General features: G+C 72.0%; 16 protein-coding genes and 2 pseudogenes. 9 read left to right on the plus strand and 9 right to left on the minus strand.

Translation table 11 applies throughout. The features are described 5' to 3' along the window. Positions 1-117 precede the first annotated feature (117 nt). Positions 118-1800 (minus strand): DUF885 domain-containing protein, encoded by a 1683-nt coding sequence (locus ACZ499_RS18755; RefSeq protein ID WP_468676258.1) that lies wholly within the window; start codon positions 1798-1800, stop codon positions 118-120. Positions 1801-1850: 50 nt separating this feature from the next. Then, the gene (locus ACZ499_RS18760) at positions 1851-2381 is read right to left on the minus strand and encodes an Lrp/AsnC family transcriptional regulator (protein WP_385534886.1); all 531 of its coding nucleotides are present in this window, start codon (positions 2379-2381) and stop codon (positions 1851-1853) included. A gap of 59 nt (positions 2382-2440) precedes the next feature. Between ACZ499_RS18760 and ACZ499_RS18765 the strand changes: the two genes are divergently transcribed. Further along, on the plus strand, positions 2441-3703 hold the full coding sequence (locus ACZ499_RS18765) for a trans-sulfuration enzyme family protein (protein WP_468676260.1): 1263 nt from the start codon (positions 2441-2443) through the stop codon (positions 3701-3703). Between the two features lie 97 nt (positions 3704-3800). On the opposite strand, the pseudogene ACZ499_RS18770 reads toward ACZ499_RS18765, so the two are convergent. Together ACZ499_RS18770 and ACZ499_RS18775 are read right to left on the minus strand one after the other, a co-directional pair. Next, a pseudogene (locus ACZ499_RS18770) lies at positions 3801-5054 on the minus strand (GNAT family N-acetyltransferase); the annotation flags it as partial. A gap of 208 nt (positions 5055-5262) precedes the next feature. Continuing rightward, positions 5263-6846 carry an alkaline phosphatase D family protein gene (locus tag ACZ499_RS18775; protein WP_468676262.1) on the minus strand — a complete coding sequence of 528 codons (1584 nt, stop codon included), beginning with the start codon at positions 6844-6846 and terminating at the stop codon, positions 5263-5265. 279 nt (positions 6847-7125) lie between these two features. Here ACZ499_RS18775 and ACZ499_RS18780 point away from each other — a divergent pair, with 279 nt between their 5' ends. Continuing rightward, positions 7126-7539, plus strand: a complete 414-nt coding sequence (locus ACZ499_RS18780; RefSeq protein ID WP_468676264.1) for a VOC family protein — start codon at positions 7126-7128, stop codon at positions 7537-7539. Between the two features lie 300 nt (positions 7540-7839). Here the strand turns inward: ACZ499_RS18780 and pdxR are convergent, their stop codons facing one another. After that, complete coding sequence (pdxR, locus tag ACZ499_RS18785) at positions 7840-9324, minus strand: MocR-like pyridoxine biosynthesis transcription factor PdxR (RefSeq protein ID WP_468676265.1); 1485 nt, start codon at positions 9322-9324, stop codon at positions 7840-7842. A 47-nt stretch (positions 9325-9371) separates the two neighbouring features. Between pdxR and ACZ499_RS18790 the strand changes: the two are divergent. Next, positions 9372-9728 (plus strand): annotated as a pseudogene (locus ACZ499_RS18790) (EamA family transporter); the annotation flags it as partial. 531 nt (positions 9729-10259) lie between these two features. Here the strand turns inward: ACZ499_RS18790 and ACZ499_RS18795 are convergent. Next, complete coding sequence (locus tag ACZ499_RS18795; protein ID WP_468676267.1) at positions 10260-11090, minus strand: alpha/beta fold hydrolase; 831 nt, start codon at positions 11088-11090, stop codon at positions 10260-10262. A 186-nt stretch (positions 11091-11276) separates the two neighbouring features. Here ACZ499_RS18795 and sigJ point away from each other — a divergent pair, with 186 nt between their 5' ends. Next, positions 11277-12185: an RNA polymerase sigma factor SigJ gene (sigJ, locus tag ACZ499_RS18800; RefSeq protein WP_468676268.1), complete on the plus strand. Its 909-nt coding sequence runs from the start codon at positions 11277-11279 to the stop codon at positions 12183-12185. 250 nt (positions 12186-12435) lie between these two features. Beyond that, entirely contained in the window at positions 12436-13197 is a 762-nt protein-coding gene (locus ACZ499_RS18805; protein WP_468409517.1) for a GntR family transcriptional regulator, read from the plus strand. Between the two features lie 258 nt (positions 13198-13455). Here ACZ499_RS18805 and ACZ499_RS18810 read toward each other — a convergent pair whose 3' ends face one another. The 3 genes from ACZ499_RS18810 to ACZ499_RS18820 form a co-directional block, all read right to left on the minus strand. Then, entirely contained in the window at positions 13456-14613 is a 1158-nt protein-coding gene (locus ACZ499_RS18810) for an ROK family transcriptional regulator (protein WP_468676270.1), read from the minus strand. An 88-nt stretch (positions 14614-14701) separates the two neighbouring features. Beyond that, entirely contained in the window at positions 14702-15352 is a 651-nt protein-coding gene (locus ACZ499_RS18815) for a response regulator (RefSeq protein WP_101387208.1), read from the minus strand. A 4-nt stretch (positions 15353-15356) separates the two neighbouring features. Next, the gene (locus ACZ499_RS18820; protein ID WP_468676271.1) at positions 15357-16529 is read right to left on the minus strand and encodes a sensor histidine kinase; all 1173 of its coding nucleotides are present in this window, start codon (positions 16527-16529) and stop codon (positions 15357-15359) included. Between the two features lie 107 nt (positions 16530-16636). Here ACZ499_RS18820 and ACZ499_RS18825 point away from each other — a divergent pair, with 107 nt between their 5' ends. From ACZ499_RS18825 to ACZ499_RS18840, 4 genes are all read left to right on the plus strand, one after another. Next, entirely contained in the window at positions 16637-17641 is a 1005-nt protein-coding gene (locus ACZ499_RS18825) for an ABC transporter ATP-binding protein (RefSeq protein ID WP_468676273.1), read from the plus strand. 3 nt (positions 17642-17644) lie between these two features. Further along, positions 17645-18391 (plus strand): ABC transporter permease, encoded by a 747-nt coding sequence (locus ACZ499_RS18830; protein WP_468409510.1) that lies wholly within the window; start codon positions 17645-17647, stop codon positions 18389-18391. Between the two features lie 37 nt (positions 18392-18428). Next, on the plus strand, positions 18429-18866 hold the full coding sequence (locus ACZ499_RS18835) for a hypothetical protein (protein WP_468676275.1): 438 nt from the start codon (positions 18429-18431) through the stop codon (positions 18864-18866). Positions 18867-18972: 106 nt separating this feature from the next. Further along, positions 18973-19374 carry a hypothetical protein gene (locus tag ACZ499_RS18840; protein WP_468676277.1) on the plus strand — a complete coding sequence of 134 codons (402 nt, stop codon included), beginning with the start codon at positions 18973-18975 and terminating at the stop codon, positions 19372-19374. The last annotated feature ends 38 nt before the right edge of the window (positions 19375-19412 follow it).

A 19412-nucleotide genomic window follows, 5' to 3' on the forward strand; every position in this document is an offset into this window, starting at 1 on the left:
GACGCGCGGGCCCAGTCCCCCGCACCCCCCCCTGGGGGCGGGGAGTGGAGGCGGCCGCTGCCCTGTCTGGGGGGGGGGGTGGGGGGGGGTTCCCCCCCCCCCCCCCCCCACGCCGCGTCAGAGCTTGGACAGCTCGTCCACCAGGTCGTCGAGGCCCAGCGGTCCCTGCGAGAGCGCCGCCATGTGCCAGGCCCGGGCGTCGAACGCGTCGCCGTGGTGCTTCTTCGCGTTCTCCCGGCCCATCAGCCAGGCCCGCTCGCCCAGCTTGTAGCCGATCGCCTGGGCGGGCACGGACAGATACCGGGTGAGCTCGCTCTCCACGAAGTCCGCCGGACGCCCGCTGTGGTTCCCGAAGAACTCCTGCGCCAGCTCCGGCGTCCACCGCTCGCCGGGACGGAACGGCGAGTGGTCCGGAATCTCCAGCTCCAGGTGCATGCCGATGTCGACGATGACCCGGCACGCCCGCATCATCTGCGCGTCCAGGTAGCCCAGCCGCCGCTCCGGGTCGGGCAGGAAGCCCAGCTCGTCCATGAGCCGCTCGGCATACAGCGCCCAGCCCTCGGCGTTGGCGCTCACCGTGCCGATGGTCGCCTGGTAGCGCGAGAGCCGGTCCGCCACGTGCCGCCACTGCGCGATCTGCAGATGGTGACCCGGAACGCCCTCGTGGTACCAGGTCGAGACCAGGTCGTACACCGGGAAGCGGGTCTCGCCCATGGTCGGCAGCCAGGTGCGGCCGGGGCGCGAGAAGTCCTCCGAGGGGCCCGTGTAGTAGGGCGCGGCGGCGCTGCCGGGCGGCGCGATGTGCGACTCCACCTTCCGTACCCGCTCGGCGAGTTCGAAGTGCGTGCCGTCCAGGGCGTCGATCGCCTCGTCCATCAGGGCCTGGAGCCACTCGCGGACCTCGTCCACGCCCTCGATGTGGACGCCGTGCTCGTCGAGGTGGGCCAGCGCCTCCCAAGGGCCCGCGCCCGGCAGGATCTTGTCGGCCTCGGCCTTCATCTCACCGAGGATGCGGTGGTACTCGGACCAGCCGTACGCGTACGCCTCGTCGAGGTCCAGGGTCGTCCCGTTGAAGTAGCGCACCCAGCGGGCGTACCGCTCGCGGCCCACGGTGTCCGGCGCCCCGGCGATCGCGGGCGCGTACACCTCGAGCAGCCAGTCGCGCAGGGCGACCAGCGCCCCGCCCGCCACGCGTGCGCCCGCGTCCAGTCCGGGGCGCAGGGACTCGGGGCCCGGCGCGACGAACTCCTCGAACCAGTTGCGGTCCGTGCCGATCCACTCGGTGAGCTGGCCGGTGAAGGTGGCCGTGGCGCGCGGGCCGGCGAACAGCTTGCGGTCGAGCCCCAGTTGCAATGCGGCGCGATAGCCCTCAAGGGCTGCGGGGACGGCCGTGAGCCGGGCCGCGACATCCGCCCAGTCCGCCTCGTCGGCGACCGGCATCATGGTGAACACCTGGCGCACCGAGTGGACGGGCGAGCGCAGATTGCTGATGCAGCGCAGGCCCTCCTGGGCGTCATGGACGGCGAGTTCGGACGTCAGGCGCTCCCGCAGCAGTCTGGCGCAGCGCCGCTCGGAGTCGCTGTCCGCGCCCGGCAGCCGCTCCGCTTCGTCGAGCCGCGCCAGCGTCGCGCGGGCCAGGTCTGCCACGGCCGTCTGCCCGGCGGGCGTGAAGTCCGGAAGCAGCCGGGCGCTCTTGCGCACGCCCAGATAGGTACCGGTGATGGGGTCGAGTTCGATGAGTGCGTCGACATAGGCGTCGGCGACCTGGCGGGGCAGCACGCTGCTGGAAGTGTCTGGCATGGACCACATACTCGTACGAGCGGAGGCTCCGCGTCACCAACAGGCGACCTTCAGCCACCAGAGGCGGAAGGGGAGAGAGGGGACGAAGCGGAAGTTGACACCGGTGTCGACGAGGGTGGCAGCAGAGGGCCGCACTCCCACTGCTGGAAGATCAACCGCGTCTCCACCCGGGCGACTTCGCGCCGCGAGGTGAACTCGTCGATGACCAGCCGCTGAAGGTCGGAGGTGCCCGTCACGGCCACGTGGACCAGGTAGTCGTCCGGGCCGGTGAGGTGGAACAGGGCACGGGACTCCGGAAGCGCCCGGATGCGCTCGACGAACGGGCCGATCAGTTCACGCCTATGTGGTCGCACCTGTACGGAGAGGAGTGCCTCCAGGCCACGGCCCATTTTGGCCGGGTCGAGACGGAGCTGGTGGCCCAGGATGACTCCGGAGCGGCGCAGCCTGGTCACCCGGTCGAGGCAGGTGGAGGGCGCCACGCCCACCTGCGCCGCCAGATCACGGTAGGTGGTCCGGGCGTCGTTCTGCAGAAGGCGCAGAATGTCCAGATCCACCGGGTCCAGTGCGACAGAATCGGCCATTGGCCGAACGTAGCACGGACCTCGCCGCTCATTTCCGGTCACGTCTCCACAGTTCCGCCATGGACTCCCACACGCAGGACCGCGACCAGGCCGCACCCCGTGCCCTGGCCACCGAAGCCGTCCACGCCGGCCGCGACGACCTCGCGGGACTCGGCCTGCACGCTCCGCCGATCGACCTGTCGACGACCTACCCCTCGTACGACAGCGCGGCCGAAGCAGCCCGGATCGACGCCTTCGCGGCCACCGGACTGCTGCCCGAAGGGCCCCCGGTGTACGCCCGCCTCGACAACCCCACCGTGGGCCGTTTCGAGACAGCGCTCGCACGGCTGGAAGGGGCCGACGGCGCCGTCGCGTTCGCCAGCGGCATGGCCGCCCTCTCCGCCGTGCTGCTCGCCCGGGCCTCGGCGGGCCTGCGGCACGTGGTCGCGGTCCGGCCGCTGTACGGCTGCAGCGACCACCTCCTGGACGCCGGACTCCTCGGTACGGAGGTGACCTGGGTGGACCCGGCCGGCATCGCCGACGCCCTGCGGCCCGACACCGGTCTGGTGATCGTGGAGACCCCGGCCAATCCGACGCTCGCCGAGGTCGACATCCGGGCCGTCGCCCACGCCTGCGGCTCGGTGCCGCTGCTCGTCGACAACACCTTCGCCACGCCCGTGCTCCAGCGGCCGCTCGAACAGGGCGCGCGGATCGTGCTGCACAGCGCCACCAAGTACCTGGGCGGCCACGGCGACGTCATGGGCGGGGTCGTCGCCTGCGACGACGCGTTCGCCCGGCAGCTGCGCCAGGTGCGGTTCGCCACCGGCGGCGTCCTGCACCCGCTCGCGGGCTATCTGCTGCTGCGGGGCCTGGCGACGCTTCCGGTACGGATGCGCGCGGCCGCGGGCAGCGCCGCGGAGCTGGCCCGCAGACTGGCCGCCGACCCGCGGGTGTCCCGCGTCCACTATCCGAAGGTGGGCGGGGCGATGGTCTCCTTCGAGGTGAACGGCGATCCACACCGCGTCATCGCGGGCGTCCGGCTCATCACCCCGGCCGTGAGCCTCGGCAGCGTCGACACCCTCATCCAGCATCCGGCCTCCATCAGCCACCGCATCGTGGCCGAGGGAGACCGGCGCTCCGCCGGGGTGAGCGACCGCCTGCTGCGGCTCTCGGTCGGTCTGGAGGACGTGGAGGACGTGTGGAGCGATCTGGACCGGGCGCTCAGCGCTCCGCCTGCGACGCCTGCTCGAACGATGCCTGCTGTTCCAGTGACGGACGCGCGAACGCCGGGCGCTCCGACGACGGAAGCGCCGGTACGCGAGCCTTCGGCAGCCGGGCGGTGACCACCAGGGTGCCCTCCTCGATCTGGTAGTCGAGCGGCAGGCCGAGGCCGCGCATCGCCGCCACCATCCCGGTGTTGGAGGACTGCGTCACCGCGTACACGCTCTCGCAGCCCGCCTCGACCGCCAGCGCCACCAGGCGCCCCAGGAGCTCGGAGCCGATGCCCCGGCGCTGCCAGTCGTCCTCGACGAGCAGCGCCACCTCGGTCTCGTCGCCGTCCCACAGCAGATGGCCGAGGGCGACGAGCCGCCCGGAGGCGGTCTGGGCGGTGAGGGTGCGGCCGTAGCGGGGGCTGAACAGGTGGTTGAGGTAGCGGTCGGCGTCGCCGACGGGGCCGTGGTAGCGCAGGCTCAGCGTGCGGTCGGAGCAGCGCTCGTGCATGGCCTTGGCGGCGTCGACGTCGTCCTGACCGGCCCGGCGGACGGTGATCTCGTTGCCCTCGGGCAGGGTGAGGACGTCCTGGCTGCGCGGGATGCGCGGGCCGAGCCGAGCGTCCAGCTCGACCAGCGCGCGCGCCCGCGCGAACTCGGTCGGGGTGAACGGGAGGTAGGGCCGCTCGATGGTGATGGCCCCGCCGTCCGGGTCGCGCAGCCGCATGGTGGTCGATTCGAGTACGCCCTCGATCGGCGCCGTCTCACCGGTCGGGCGGCCGGACAGGGACACGGCGGGCAGCGAGTGGATGGTGCACCGGCCCAGCAGCTGCCGCAGCGCGAGGGGCAGTTCCGCTGCGTCGAGCGCGGTCCGGGTGGCGAGTCCGAGCACCCGGGTGGGCGCGTCCACGAGGTCGTGCGCGTCCGCGCGCTCCAGCCAGATGTCGCCGCCGCCCGCCGCCGCGATCTCCCGGGTGAGCCGGTCGCCCGCCAGCTCGGCGGGGGCCCGCAGCAGGAACTCGTCGACGGTGCCGTCGGCCAGCGGGTGCGTCTGGAGGGTGAGGATGTCGACCCGGCTGTGGGCGAGCGCGGTGCACAGGGCGGCCAGGCTGCCCGGCTCGTCCCGCACGGTGGCCCGCATCCGCCACAGCGAGGTCTCGCGGGGCGTCGTCTCCGCTTCGGCGGAACCGTCGGTGGACGCGGCGTCAGTGGGGCAGGGCGCCGCGCCCGTATCCGCGGGCGTGCCCGCCGGAGGTGCGTGGCTGTGGCGCCTGGCCCACCACGTGTGGAACGCCGCCGTGGCCACCAGGGCGACCGCCGAGGCGATCAGCAGGAAAGGTCCGTCGGGCCCGTGGGCGACCATGTTCGCCAGCCCGTCGGCCACCGCCACGGCCGTGAACAGCGCGGCCAGCTCGATCATGTCCCGCCGCCAGTGATGGCGGCGGGTGCTCCTGCGGGCATTCAACTCAGGCATCTCAGTCATGCCATCACTGTGACCGAGCGGTGTTGCGTGATCACGAACGCTTTGTGACTGATGGGTTAAGTGTGGTTCTGGTGGTTTTCTGGCCGTTTCTTACGGACTGTGGCGCGGAATGACCGGCTCGGTGCCGCACTCCGTACGTCGTCTCCGGCGTACGTCATCACTGCCGTACGCCCTCACGAACGCCTGCCCGGTAGCCGACCGTACGTCGCTACTGCCCCACCAACCCTGGCCTGAGGACCTTGGTGAAGAGTACCGAACCGCCCTGGGCGCGCAGTCGCACCGTCAGTTCGCCGCTGCCGCCGTCGATCTCGATCTCGCCGAAGTTCGGCGGGGTCTCCATCGGGGAGGCGTTGGCCTTCACCGGCGCGTGGACGAAGACCTGGTCGGGGCCGAAGGTCGCGTCGAGCGCGTTCGCCGGGAACCCGCCCGCGGCGAGCGGCCCCGACACGAACTCCCAGAACGGGGCGAAGTCCTTGAACGCGGCCCGTGACGGTTCGTAGTGCTGTGCCGCCGTGTAGTGCACATCGGCCGTCAGCCACAGCGTGCCGGTGATCCGGCGGTGCTTGATGAACCGCAGCAGCTCGGCGATCTGGAGCTCGCGCCCGAGCGGCGCGTCCGGGTCGCCCTGCGCCACGGCCTCGAAGTTGGCCGGTCCGTCGGCGACGACCAGACCGAGCGGCATATCGGCGGCGATCACCTTCCACACCGCCCGGGAGCGCGCGAGTTCCCGCTTCAGCCACTCCAGCTGCTCCGCGCCGAGGATGCCCACGGTGTCGTCGGCCTGCCGCCCGGGGGAGTTGGCGTCGCGGTACGTACGCATGTCGAGCACGAACACGTCGAGCAGCGGCCCGTGGCGCACCACCCGGTGCACGCGCCCCTCCCGGCTGCCCGGCCGCAGGGTGGAGACGGGGAAGTACTCGCTGAAGGCCCGCAGCGAACGGGCGGCCAGCACATCGACGTTCTTCTCGGTGTAGCGGGCGTCGTCCAGGATCTGCCCCGGGTACCAGTTGTTCCGTACCTCGTGGTCGTCCCACTGGACGATGGAGGGCACCTGCGCGTTGAACCGCCGTACGTTGTCGTCGAGCAGGTTGTAGCGGAAGTTGCCCCGGTACTCGGCCAGCGTCTCGGCGACCTTGGACTTCTCCGCGGTCGTGACGTTCCGCCAGACCCGGCCGTCGGGCAGCGTCACGCTGGGCAGGATCACCCCGTCCGCGTAGATGTTGTCTCCGCTGGACAGGAAGAAGTCCGGGTTGAGCTGCCGCATCTCGTCGTAGACGCGGAAACCCCCGATGTCCGGGTTGATGCCCCAGCCCTGCCCGGCGATGTCGCCCGACCAGAGGAAGCGCACGTCCTGGTGGCGCGAGGCGGGCGCCGTGCGGAACGTGCCGTACACCGGCCTGCCGGTACGGCGCGGGTCGTCGGGGTCGGCGAGTGTGACCCGGTAGTGGATCTGCTCACCGGCCGGCAGGCCGCGCAGCTGCGTCGTACCCGTGAAGTCGGTGCCCGGTCCGAGCAGCGGGCCCTGCCATCTGCGCGGGCGGCGGAACGATTCGGTGGCGGAGGTCTCCACGACCATCCGGGCGGGCCGGTCGGACCGGGCCCAGACGAGCCCCGACGACGCCGTGATGTCACCGGCCTGCACACCCCAGTCGGCGCTCGGCCGCCCGGAGAGCGCCAGCGCGGGCGCGGCCGTGGCGAGCCCGGCGGGCAGGGCGAGACCCGCCGACGTGGCGAGCGAACCCTTCAGTACGGTACGGCGGTTGGGCGAGGAGATCCGAGGGCGGTACGGCATCGAGGCGCCTCCAGGAGCGGCGTGGTGAGGTAGGGCGGTGGGGTCCGGTGCGTGCGGATCCGTGCCATGCCTACTGCCCGGCTGCGGCGCGTGCGCGAACCCCAGGTGAACAACCGGATGTTGGCCCTGGGCCGCTGGACCGAGGACGGCCGGACCAGGGCGAGCGGCGGGGGACCAGGGAACCATCGACTGGGTGATCTTCGTTGGGTACCTTGCGGTACGGGCCGCCGTCGCGGCGGCCCCGGACGACAGCCATAGCGAAGGCGCAGGAGGGCTCCCTTGCCGGTCGGAGGCCGTTCACACATCCGCATCGCCCGTCCGTCGCGCGATCTGGCCGCGGCGGAGCGCTTCTGGGTCGAGGGCCTGGGCCTCGACGTCGTGTGGCGGCACGACGCGGAGAGCACCGCCCCCGGCGAGCACGCGCTGCTGATGGCCGGCTGGCCCGACGCCGACTGGCATCTGGAGCTGATCCACGAGCCGGCCGCTCCCGTCGAGCCCCGGCCGACCGAGGAGGACCTGCTGGTCATCTACGCGGACGAAGAGGTTCCGCAGGACCTGGTGGCCCGCCTGGAGGCACACGGCGGCAAGCGGGTCCAGTCGCCCAACCCGTACTGGAACGAGTGGGGCGTGACGATCGAGGACCCGGACGGGTACCGGTTGGTGCTCTCCAAACGGGGCTGGGCCAACGCCTGATGTCAGCGCGGCCCGACTCCTGAAGCGGTTCAGCCCAGCGCCTAAGGCCTGTCCGGCGGATCTCGTCGGCACGCGGGGGCTTGGCACGCCCTCCCCCAAGGCCTTTAGGGCCAGGGGGGGACCCCCAGCGGCGTTGTCGTCAGTTACCCACCCCCCCCAAGCTCTCGACTTCGTTCGAGCAGGGGGACCCCCATCGCGTCGACGCCTTCCTCCGCCTTGCAGCTGGACGCGCCAAGCCCCCGCTCACCAGGATCGAAAGGGCGGCCAGGGCCGAGGCCGACCAGATCCGCCGGACAGGCCCTAGGTCCCTGCGCGTGCGGCTCCGGCGAGGAGCCGCACCCCGCGCGCGATGTCGGACGGCGTCAGATGGGCGTACCCGAGCACCAGCGCGACGCCGTCGCCCGCTTCGGTGTCCGTTCCCGCTTCGGTCCCGCGTGAGCTGTAGTACGAGAGCGGGCGCACGGCCACGCGCGCGTGGGCGGCGCGTTCGAGGAGGCGGGGCTCCGGGCCGTGCCGCGCGGGCAGCCGGGCGATGATGTGCAGTCCGGCCGCGATGCCACTGACCTCGGTGCCGGGGAAGTGCTCGCGGAGCGCGCCGACCAGCGCGTCCCGCCGCTCCCGGTAGGCGCGCTGGCACCGGCGCAGCTGACGGTCGTACGCGCCGCTGGTGAGGAAGTCCGCGAGCAGCGCCTGGTCGAGGGCGGGATTGCCGAGGTCCATGGTGCGCTTGCGGGTGACGATCGCGCCGGTCAGCCGCTCCGGCGCCAGCAGCCAGCCGAGCCGCAGCCCGGGGGCGAGCGACTTGCTCACCGACCCGGTGTACGCCACGTGTTCCGGGTCCAGCCCCTGGAGAGCCCCGACCGGAGCCCTGTCGTAGCGGAAGTCGCCGTCGTAGTCGTCCTCGACCACGAGCCCGCCCACCGCCCGCGCCCAGTCCAGGAGTTCGGCCCGCCGCCGCGCGGAGTAGGCGATTCCGGACGGGAACTGATGAGCCGGAGTCGTCACCGCGACCCGTACCCCGCTCGCGTACAGCGGGTCCATCGCCAGGCCCTCCTCGTCGAGCGGCAGCAGCCGGGTCCGTACGCCGGTGGCCGCGAACAGCGCGGTGTGCTCGGGGCTGCCCGGATCCTCGACGCCCACGGTCCGCTCGCCCCGCTCCCCGAGTACGAAGCCGAGCAGCGTCGTCGCCTGGGCCACCCCGGAGCACACCACGATCCGCTCGGGGACGGCGACCACTCCGCGCCGCCGGGCGAGCAGCGCGGCCAGCGCGGTCCGCAGCTCGGGCAGCCCGCGCGGATCGGGATAGCCCAGCGCCCGGTGCGGCAGCCGTTCCAGGACGCCCTTGTGCGCGGCGGCCCAGGCGGCACGCGGGAACAGCGACAGGTCCGGGGTGCCCGGCAGGAAGTCGACGAGGGCGCCCGGGGCGCGCGGAGCCAGATCACGCGCGCGTGGCGCGTCGGCGGCGCGCGCCGCCCCGCCCACCCAGGTGCCCGAGCCCCGGTCGCTGCGCAGATAGCCCTCGGCGGTGAGCTGCTCGTACGCCTCGGTGACGAGGCCGCGCGAAACCCCGAGGTCGGCGGCGAGTTCACGGCTCGACGGCAGCCGCGTCCCGGCCGCCAGCCGCCCCGACCGCACGGCCTCCCGGAACGCCGACTGGAGCATCCGGCCCCGCTGCCGAGCCGGCGCCGCGGCGGCCGGAAGCAGCAGTTCCCAGGCCGCGTTCCACGACGGCGGCGCGTCGGCGCCGTGCGGCGCGGAGGGCGAAGTGGTCCCCGATGGCGTCATGGGAGTGGACCTTAAACAAGGCCACCGCGCTGCCTAGCGTCGGGCTCATGAACGTGTCACAGCTGCGGGGCGCGGCGCTCGCCGCCGTCGCCTGCTTCCTCGTCGGCGGCTCCTTCACCGCCAACAGCGTCCTCCGCGACTATCCGCACGCGGGCGGCCAGGCCGTCCGTTACGGCCTCGCCTGTCTGCTGCTGCTCCCGCTGCTCGGCCGGGGCGCCACCGCGCCGCTGCGCGGCCTCGGCGGAGCGCAGTGGGGCAGGCTCGCGCTGGTCTCCGCCGTCGGCATGGTGGGCTTCAACCTGGCGGTGCTGGCCGCCGAGCGCACGGCCGAGCCCGCCGTCCCCGGTGTCTTCGTCGGGTGCGCGCCGGTCGTGGTGGCGGTCCTCGTGCCGCTGCTCGACGGACGGCGGCCCACCCGGCCGGTGCTCTACGGAGCGCTCCTGGTGGCGGCCGGAGCCTTCACCGTGCAGGGGTGGGGCCGTACCGACGCGGTGGGCATCGCCTGGTCGGCGGGTGCACTGGTGGGCGAGGCGGGGTTCGCGGTGCTCGCGGTTCCGGTGCTGCGACCGCTCGGCCCCAAGCTGCTCTCGGCGGCCGTGTGCGGCGTCGCGGCCGTCGAGTCGGCCGCGCTCGCCCTCGTATTGGACGGCCGGGCGGCGCTGCGGCTGCCCGACGCCACCGAGACGGCGGCCCTGGTCTGGCAGGCCTCCGTCGTCACCGTGGTCGGATTCGTCTGCTGGTACATGGGTGTGCAGCGGATCGGCGCCGAACGGGCGACGCTCTTCTCCGGCCTCATCCCGGTGTCGGCCGCGCTCACCGCCCCGCTGGTCGGCGCTGGGGCGTACGGCACGGCGCAGGCCGCGGGCAGTGCGCTGGTCGGTGCCGGGGTCGCGCTGGGCGCCGGGGTGCTGGGCCGGCGCCCGAAGCGCACCGGCTCAGCGGCTGGTGTCGAGGATGACGCGCGCGACCAGCGCGGGGTCGTCGTTCATCGGGACGTGGCCGCAGCCGGGCAGCCGCACCAGCCGGGCGCCGGGGAGGGTGTGCTTGGCGCGGATCCCCTGACGGCGCAGCAGCAGCCGGTCCTTGGTACCCCAGGCGACGGTGACCGGAACTCCGGGCACGTCGTCGGTGAACCGGACCGCGATACCGGCGGCCAGGGTCTCGTCGAAGCCGGTGGCGTCGCGCAGCGCGAGCGTCTCGGCGACGACGGCCTCGGGTGAACGGCGCCCGGGGCGCGCGTAGATGGTGCTCGTGAGCGCCGCGCGCCCGGCCGCGCTCCTGGACATCCGCTCAATGACCGGCAGCGGCAGCAGCCTCGACCCCCGCCGCATCGCGGTCAGCGTCGCGAAGGCGTAGCGGCGCTCCGCCTGGGTCCAGAACCCGGCGGGGGAGAGGGCCGTCACCGACCGTACGAGCTTCTCGCGCCCCAGCTCCAGGGCCAGCAGCCCGCCCAGGGAGTTGCCCGCCACGTGCGGCCGCTCGATGCCCAGCTCCTCACAGAGCGCGCCCAGCGTCGGCACGACCGTCCGCAGGCCGTACGAGACGCCCTCGGGCAGCGCTGGGGATTCGCCGAAGCCGGGCAGGTCAACGGCTATGACGTCGCGCTCGGCGGCCAAGACGTGGAACACCGGGTCCCATGCCTGGCGGTGGTGGCCGATACCGTGCAGCAGGAGCAGCGGATCGCCGGAACCGGCCCGCCGGTAGGAGACGGTGACGGTGCGGCTGCCCCGGGGGGAGCCGATCGTGAAGGAGACCTCTTCGGCCATGCTGCTGCTCCCGGTCGTGGACGGACGGCGCCGCGCGGGCGGCGGTAGACACCCTGTCAGCAACAACTACCCTTCGGTAGCTTGGAGTTCAAGAGGCGCGTCTCGGACACCGCGCAAGGGGCGAAGAATCGAACAGTGCGGGTTCTCCTTCTGGACAGCCGGTTGCCGGTCGGCTGGGATGGAGCGGTGACTGCCGCCACTGCCGCCGAGATCTTCGAAGTCCACAGGTCCGTCCTCACGGGCGTGGCCTACCGCATGCTGGGCCGCGTGTCCGACGCCGAGGACGTGGTGCAGGAGGCATGGCTGCGCTGGTCGGCGCAGGACCGCGACGGCGTGCGCGACCCGCGGGCATTCCTCGTACGGATCACCACCCGGCTCGCCATCGACCGACTAAGGCAGATCCAGGCGCGCTGCGAGGCGTACGTCGGACCCTGGCTGCCCGAGCTGGTCGCCACCGATTTCGGACCCGTCGTACCGGATACGGTCGAACAGGCCATGCTGGCCGATTCCGTCTCGCTCGCCGTCCTGGTCGTCCTCGAATCGCTGTCGCCGCTGGAGCGGGCGGTGTTCGTCCTGCGTGAGGCGTTCGGCTTCCCCTTCGCGGAGATCGCGGCCACCCTGGACCGCTCGGAGCCCGCCGTGCGCCAGCTCGCGGGGCGCGCCCGGCGCCATGTCGACGAGCGCAAGCCGCGCTACGACGTCGACCCCGCCCACCGCCGCGACCTCACCGAGCGGTTCATGGCCGCCGCGGGCGGCGGCGATCTGGACTCCATGCTCTCCCTGCTCGCCCCTGACGTCCGTTTCATCGGCGACAGCGGCGGCAAGTCCAAGGCCCCGACGCGGATCATCGAGTCCGCCGACAAGGTCGGACGCTTCCTGTACGCGGTGTCGCACGAGGGCGGGCCCGAGGGCGACTTCCGCATCGCGGAGATCAACGGCGGCCCGGCGGTACTCGTCCTCTGCGACGGCAAGCCGGACAGCGTCCTGCAGCTCGACGTTCTCGACGGCCGCATCCACTGCATCTACGTCGTACGGAACCCGGACAAACTGACCGCACTCGTCTGCGAGGAGTACGTGGACCAGTCGCCCTGTTAATCCCACTCGCCCCAGCAGTCACGACTCCGTGCCCGGATCCGGGCACGGAGTGCTTTGGTGCGCCCTGCTCACGGGACCGCGAACGTCGTGTGAACGCTCTGGGCCAGGGGTCGGATTCGTTCCGTAATGGAACGAGGATTGGTCTTGACCAAGGGGGTGTGCCGCCCTATGGTCGCAGAGTTAGTGCAAGAACCTTTAATAAACAAGGGCGCAGAAAAGCCGCCGGGGCACGGCGATTGCGGAGGACAGGGTGGGGACCACGCAGCTGGAAACGGCGCCGGAGCCGAAGTACTGGCACCTCAAGACCGTGCTGAGCGAGGCGCTCGACTCGGACTTCGCGGTGGGAGAGATCCTGCCCAACGAGCGTGAACTGGCCGCCCGTTTCGGCGTCGCGCGCGCCACGCTCCGCCAGGCTCTGGAGCAGCTCGAACTCGAAGGCAGGCTGCAGCGCCGCCGCGGCGTCGGCACGACCGTCGCCCCGCCGCGCGTGGGTGTCTCCGTCGGCGCCGAAAAGCACGACTGGCCCGGCACCGCCGGTGACGCCTGGCAGGCCGCCGACTGCGCCGTCGGCACCCCGCCGCTCGCGGTGGCCCGGCTCTTCGACACCGAGCCGCTCGAAGAGGTGCACACCGTCCGCCGGATCCGCACCACGCACGGCCAGCCCGTCGCCGCGGAGCTGCTCTACGTACCGGCGTCCTCCGTGCCGGACCTCACCGCGATCGACGCGCCGTCCGGACCGGCCCGCGCGCGCAGCGTGCTGCGCGAGCTCCAGCGCCTCGACCTGGAGGGCCAGGACCGCGCGGTCGAGCTCGGCTCGGCCCGCGCCGACGACGCGAAGGAGCTCGACCGGCTGCCGGGCGCGCCCGTCCTCGTCGTGACCACGCGCTACTTCTCCCTCGGCCGGACCGTCGCCGTCTCGGTGGCGACCTACCGCGCCGACACCTGCCGCCTCACCTTCGGCGACTCGGGCGACCTCCAGATCAGCCACGACGGCCACCGCCAGGCCTCCTGACCGCCAGGCCTCCTGACCCCGCGCGCCCCGATTTTTGATACGGCCCGCCGCTCTACGAGTGGCGGGCCGTTCGCGTGGGGGCTGGGGGCTGGGGGCTGGGGGTGGCCGGGCTGGCGTCGACGCCGGTCGACTCTCGATTTCGAGGCCGGGGGCTGGGGTTGGGGTTGGGGCGTGGCTCTGCCTTGTCGCCCGGGATTGCGGGACCCAGCCCTGTCGTGCTCTCCCGCCGTAGCAGTCAGCCCCCGCCCGTCCACCCGCTCAGCGGCGGGCCGTCACCGTGCCCTCGACCGCGAACAGCTGCTCCTCGACATGGTCGAGCGCAAGGCGGAGCGCACCGGTCGCCACCACCGCCTCCCCGAGCAGGGAGAGGGTCACGCGCGGTGGCCGCAGGCAGTACCGCGCCAGCTCCTGGCGCAGGGGGTCGAGCACACCGTCGATCCCCGCCGCCCAGCCGCCGACGACCACCAGCTCCGGGTCGAGCGCGAGCACCAGAGCCGCCACATCGTGGACCAGCCGTTGGATGAACCGCTCGACCGCCTCCTGCGCACCGCTGTCGCCCCGCTTGGCCAGCGCGAACACATCGGCGACCGCCTGCTCGTCCAGCGGGTGCAGCGGCTCCCCGGTAGTCGACAGCAGCTTCTCCGGCGTCACGTCACGGCCCAGCAGATGCAGCGCCCCGATCTCGCCTGCCGCGCCGCCGAACCCCCTGTGCAGCCGCCCGCCTATCAGCGACCCGGCTCCCGGGCTCAGCCCGGCCAGTACGAAGACGATGTCGTCGGAGTCGGTCGCCGCGCCCTTCCAGTGCTCGGCCACGGCCGCCGCGTTGGCGTCGTTCTCGACCAGCACCGGGCAGCGGAACGACCGCCGCAGCCGCTCGCCCAGGGCCAGCCCGGTCCATTCGGGCAGCGCCGTCCCGAGCCGCACGGTGCCGTCGGCCTCCACTATGCCGGGGCTGCCGACACCGACTGCGCGGAGCGAACTGCGCGCCACCCCGGCCCGCCGCAGCAGATCGGCCACCGTCACCCGAACCCGCTCCAGACGCTCATCGGCGGAGGCCGTCTCGGACACCTCGCGCGCCCCGGCGCCCACGATCCGCCCGTCGAGCCCGGACAACAGCGCCGCCACCCGGTGCGGGCCGATCTCGATGCCCAGCAGATGGCCCGCCTCGGCCCGGAACCTGAACCGGCGTGCGGGCCGTCCCTGACGGCGCGCCTCACCCTCCTCGGGAGCCGACTCGACAACGAGTCCGCCCTCCATGAGCCCCTCGACCACACCCTCGACCGTCGGCCTCGACAGACCGGTGATCCGGGTCAGATCAGTCAGAGTGGGGGATTCCGCCCCACGCAGTGCATGGAGAACCACCGCGGAATTGATCCGCCGCAGCAGAGAGGGATCCCCGCCGGTCAGCCGCCCCAACGTGTGTCCTCCCAGCTCGTACGCGTGTCTGCCGGATCGTACTCGCTGGTCAGGTATACGGCGAGTGGCGGATGGTCACGGAGACGCATCAGCTCGGGGCCACGAATCCCGACTCGTACGCCGCGATCACCGCCTGGGTCCGGTCCCGGGCGCCCAACTTGGCCAGGACGGCGCTGACATGGGTCTTCACCGTCTCGGTGCCGACGATCAGCCGGGCGGCGATCTCCGCGTTGGAGAGCCCGCGCGCCATCAGCCGCAGAACGGCCGCCTCACGCTCGGTGAGCGCTGCCTTGTCCAGCGCCGCCCGTGCGTCCCGGTTGCCGTACTCGGCCGCGAGCGAACGGACCGCCGCCGGGAACAGCAGCGATTCGCCCTCCGCGACGAGCCGCACCGCGTGCACGATCTCGGCGGGCCGGGCCCGCTTCAGCAGAAACCCATCGGCACCGGCCCGCAGTGCCTCGTACACGTACTCGTCGTTCTCGAACGTCGTGACCACCAGGATCTTCGGCGGATCCTGCACCGTGCGCAGCACCGCCCGAGTGGCCTCTATCCCATCGAGCAACGGCATCCGGACGTCCATCGCCACCACATCGGGGCGCAGCTGGCGCACCAGCGGGATGACGGCGGCGCCATCGGCGGCTTCACCCACCACCTCGATGTCGGGCTGGGCCTCCAGTACGGCACGCAGACCCGCACGGACCAGGGGTTCGTCGTCGACGAGAAGAACGGTAACCGGCATCCGGTCAGCGTAGGCCGTCCAGCGGCAGCCGGACGCGCACCCTCCATTCCCCCTCCTGCGGACCCGACCGGGCCTCGCCGCCCAGCAGCGCCGCCCGTTCGCGTATGCCGCGCAGACCGCTGCCGCCCTGCACCTTGGGCATCGAACCCGCCAGCGGATTCGTCACATCGAGCTCCAATCGCTCTCCCAGCACAGCTATCCGCACCCGCACGGGCACCGGTCCCGAGTGCCGCAGCACATTGGTCAGTGCCTCCTGAAGGATCCGGTACCCCTCCCGGGAGACCGGACCCGGCACCAAGGCCAGCGGGCCGCTGAGCTCGGACTCCACTTTCGCCCCCGATGCCCGCGCCGATTCGAGCAGCCGGTCGGCCTCGTCGAGTGTCGGCCGCTGCCCCACCGGCCCCCCGCTCTCGCGCAGCACGAGCAGCACGCGCTCCAGGTCGTCCAGCGCCGCCCGGCCCGTCTCCTCGATCGCGGCCAACGCCCGGGCGGTGAACGCCGGGTCGCCCGCCGCCCGGGCAGCGCCGGCCTGCACCACGGCGACGGTCAGCGCGTGTCCGATCGAGTCATGGATCTCGCGGGCGATCCGATTGCGTTCGAGCAGCCGCTCGGTCCGCTCCTCCAGCGCGGTCAGCCGCTCCTCTTTCGACGGGCCGAGCAGCCGCCGGGCGATGGCGGCGTCCAGCTCTCCGACGCCCGCCACACAGCCGAGCATGAGCAGAACGGGCAGCGGAGCCAGCAGCCACCACCACCAGTGCGGTGCCGCGTCGCGCAGGACGGGGACCTCGCTCGCCCCGTGGCCCATGGGGGCGGTGACCAGTTCGTAGGCGGTTATGGGGAGCCATACCGATATCACCATGGTCACCAGAGCGAGCGCCAGCCGGATCTCCAGCCATATGACTGTCCGCCAGCGCTCACCCCAACTGGCCGACGGGGCCGCGGAGACGGTCGCGTCGTGCCGCCCCCGCTCCTTGGGCACGACGAGCAACTGGACCTGCATCCCCTCGGCCAGGCGCACGGCCGGTATCAGCCCTATCAACAGCAGGGCGAGAAACGGGACATAAGGCTTTTCCATATCAATGAACAGCCAAATGCCGTACACCGCTACGGGCATCGACAGATGCAGCCATCGCGTGTACGTCACAGAGCGGCCCAGCGGGCGGAGAAAGCGGAACATGTCGTCATCGTGCCAGCGACCGGATCAGCGCGTCTCCCCCGCGCGGGGGAGATGATCCCCACGCACGGGGGAGGCCCGGGACCTGCCACGACGGCGAATGTTGAGACATGACCAGCATCGACGTCCAACAGCTCACCAAGGAGTACGGAACCACCCGTGCCGTGGACCGCCTTACATTCAGCGTGCGGCCCGGCCAGGTCACCGGATTCCTCGGCCCCAACGGCGCCGGCAAGTCCACCACCATGCGGCTCGTTCTGGGCCTGGACCGGCCGACGTCGGGCACCGCCACCATCGGCGGGCGCCCGTACGCGGAATACGACGAGCCGCTGCGCCACGTCGGCGCACTGCTCGACGCCCAGGCCGCGCACGGCTCGCGCACCGCACGGAACCATCTGCGGGCCCTGGCTGCCAGCAACCGAATACCGGCCCGACGCGTGGCCGAGGTGCTGGAGGAGGCGGGGATCGCCCGTGTCGCGAACCGACGCATCAAGACCTTCTCCCTCGGTATGCGCCAGCGGCTCGGGATCGCCGCGGCCCTGCTCGGCGATCCCGAGGTGCTGATCCTCGACGAGCCCTCCAACGGCCTCGACCCGGAAGGGATCATCTGGATAAGGGAGTTGATGCGCGGTCTGGCACGAGAAGGCCGAGCCGTCCTGGTCTCCAGCCATCTGATGAACGAGACCGCTTCGTTCGCCGACCACCTGGTGGTCCTCGGCCGAGGACGGCTACTGGCCGACACGCCCATGCAGGACTTCATCGACTCGCGCATTCAGCCGCGAGTGCGTCTGCGGACCACCGAAGGCAGCCGCCTGCACACCCTCCTGACGTCACGCGGCTTCGCACCTGTCCAGGGTGAGGACGGCCGCTGGATCGTCGAGGGCGCACGGGTCGAGGACGTGGGCCCGATCGCCGCGGCGGAAGGCATCCCGATCCTTGAACTCGCGACGGAGGAGGCAACGCTGGAGCAGGCCTATCTCGACCTCACGGCAGACGAGGCGGAGTTCGTGTCCGTTTCGTCGGGCAGCACCGACAGCCCCAACCCTCCCGCCCCTTCCCGCCAGTCAACCCATTCTGACCGCTCTGTCCGTTCGACCACCGACCAGGAGGTATGAGCCGTGTCGTTCCCCGCAGTTCTCCACGCCGAGTGGATCAAGGTCCGTTCGCTCCGGTCCCTCGTCGGCTCGCTGATATCGGTGTTCCTGGCGACAGCCGGACTGACCATCCTCGTCTGCGCCACGCTGGGACGCCCGGAGCCGGACAGCACCGACTTCGACCCCATCCTGTTCTCGTACTACGGCCTGAACTTCGGGCAGATGGCGGCACTCACCTTCGGGGCGATAGCGATGGCCGCGGAGTACAAGAACGGGGGGATACGCGTCTCGCTCGGCGCCGTGCCCAACCGGGGGCTGTTCTACGGGGCGAAGCTGGCCGTGATAGGCGGTCTCGTCTTCGCCGTCGGCCTCGTCACCAGCCTGATCTCGTTCCTGTCCGGCCAGGCGCTCATGGACAAGGGATTCGGCATAGGCATCGGTGATCCTGGAGCACTTCAGGCGGTGGTCGGCTGCGCCCTCTACCTGGCCTTGCTCAGCCTGCTGGCTGCGGGCCTCGCGGCCCTGCTGCGGAGTGTCACCGGTGCAATGAGCATGCTCGTACCGCTGTTCCTGATCCTGCCCTTCGTGGTCGGGGACGTATCGCAGGGCGGCGGTGCCGCGGACTTCCTGCCGGACCGGGCCGGCCAGCAGATCCTGCTGCTCCACCCGGAAGGGCCGTTGGGGGCCTGGAGCGGTATGGCGGTGCTCGTGGCGTGGAGCGGGCTGGCCATGGCGGCGGGCTGGTGGGCGCTGCGGCGGCGGGACGCCTGAGAGGCCAATTGTCAGTGGCGGCGGGTTTACTGACCGCATGACCACCGCACGGCATCTCGAAGTGATCGACCTGCTTCGCGTCCGCGACTTCCCCGCGGAGCGCGGCAGGTCGGGGGCGATCACCAGCGGACCCGGCTATCACCTGGTGGAGCTCAGCACCAGTGAGGACTTCTGGGACGACGACGGCAGCAGACGCGTCGAAGTGGAAGAGCAGTACGAAGCGGAGTGCGAGGCCCTGGCCGAGTTGCTGAGCGAGCGGTGGGGCGCGGCGCAGATGTTCAGCCTCTGGAGCCTGCTGACCCGGGGCATGGAAGGAGAGCAGATAGCCGAGCCGTGGGGCGAGCTGAGCAACAGCGTCCCGTACCTCCACCTCTGGCGGGCGGACCGCCACTGGGTCGCCGTCGGGGTCTCGCAGTGGGACACGGAGCTGGAGTTCCAGCTGATGGCAGTGGTGACGGAGGTCGATCCGCCGTGAACCCGTAGGAGGCGAGGGCGGGGCCGCCGGGTGACGGGCCGGCGGGCCGACGTGGCGTAACGTCCTGGGGCGTCGCCGTCTCTTGCCGGCGGGTGAGGAGATCGTGATGACGTACGCAGTGGCGGATCTGGGCGGCGGGACGACGGAAGTGTCCGTCGTGGCGGACGGCGTGGTGCAGATGACCGGCTACGCGGGCGGTGGTGAGGCGTCGGTCGGCGAGTTCACCCCGGCGCAGGCCCGGGAGCTGGCGGCGGCGCTGGTGCGGGCGGCGGACGAAGCGGAGAACCTGGCACCGAGCGAGCCCGTGTCGGTCAAGGCGCAGGACCTGCGGCGGGGTGACGTACGGGACGGCGACCGGTCGATGACCGTGGACCGCGTCAAGGTGGAGGGCGCCATCTCGACGGCGCACGTCACCTGGAAGTCGGACGCGGGCCGCACCTGGACGCAGAGCTATGCCATGGACACGGACATCCGTCTGCGGAGGCGGGGGCCGCAAGCAGCGGGGTGAGGGAGGGGGTGGGGCGGAGCGGTGCTCGGGGGCACGGC

This window comes from Streptomyces sp. NPDC031265 (assembly GCF_055570295.1).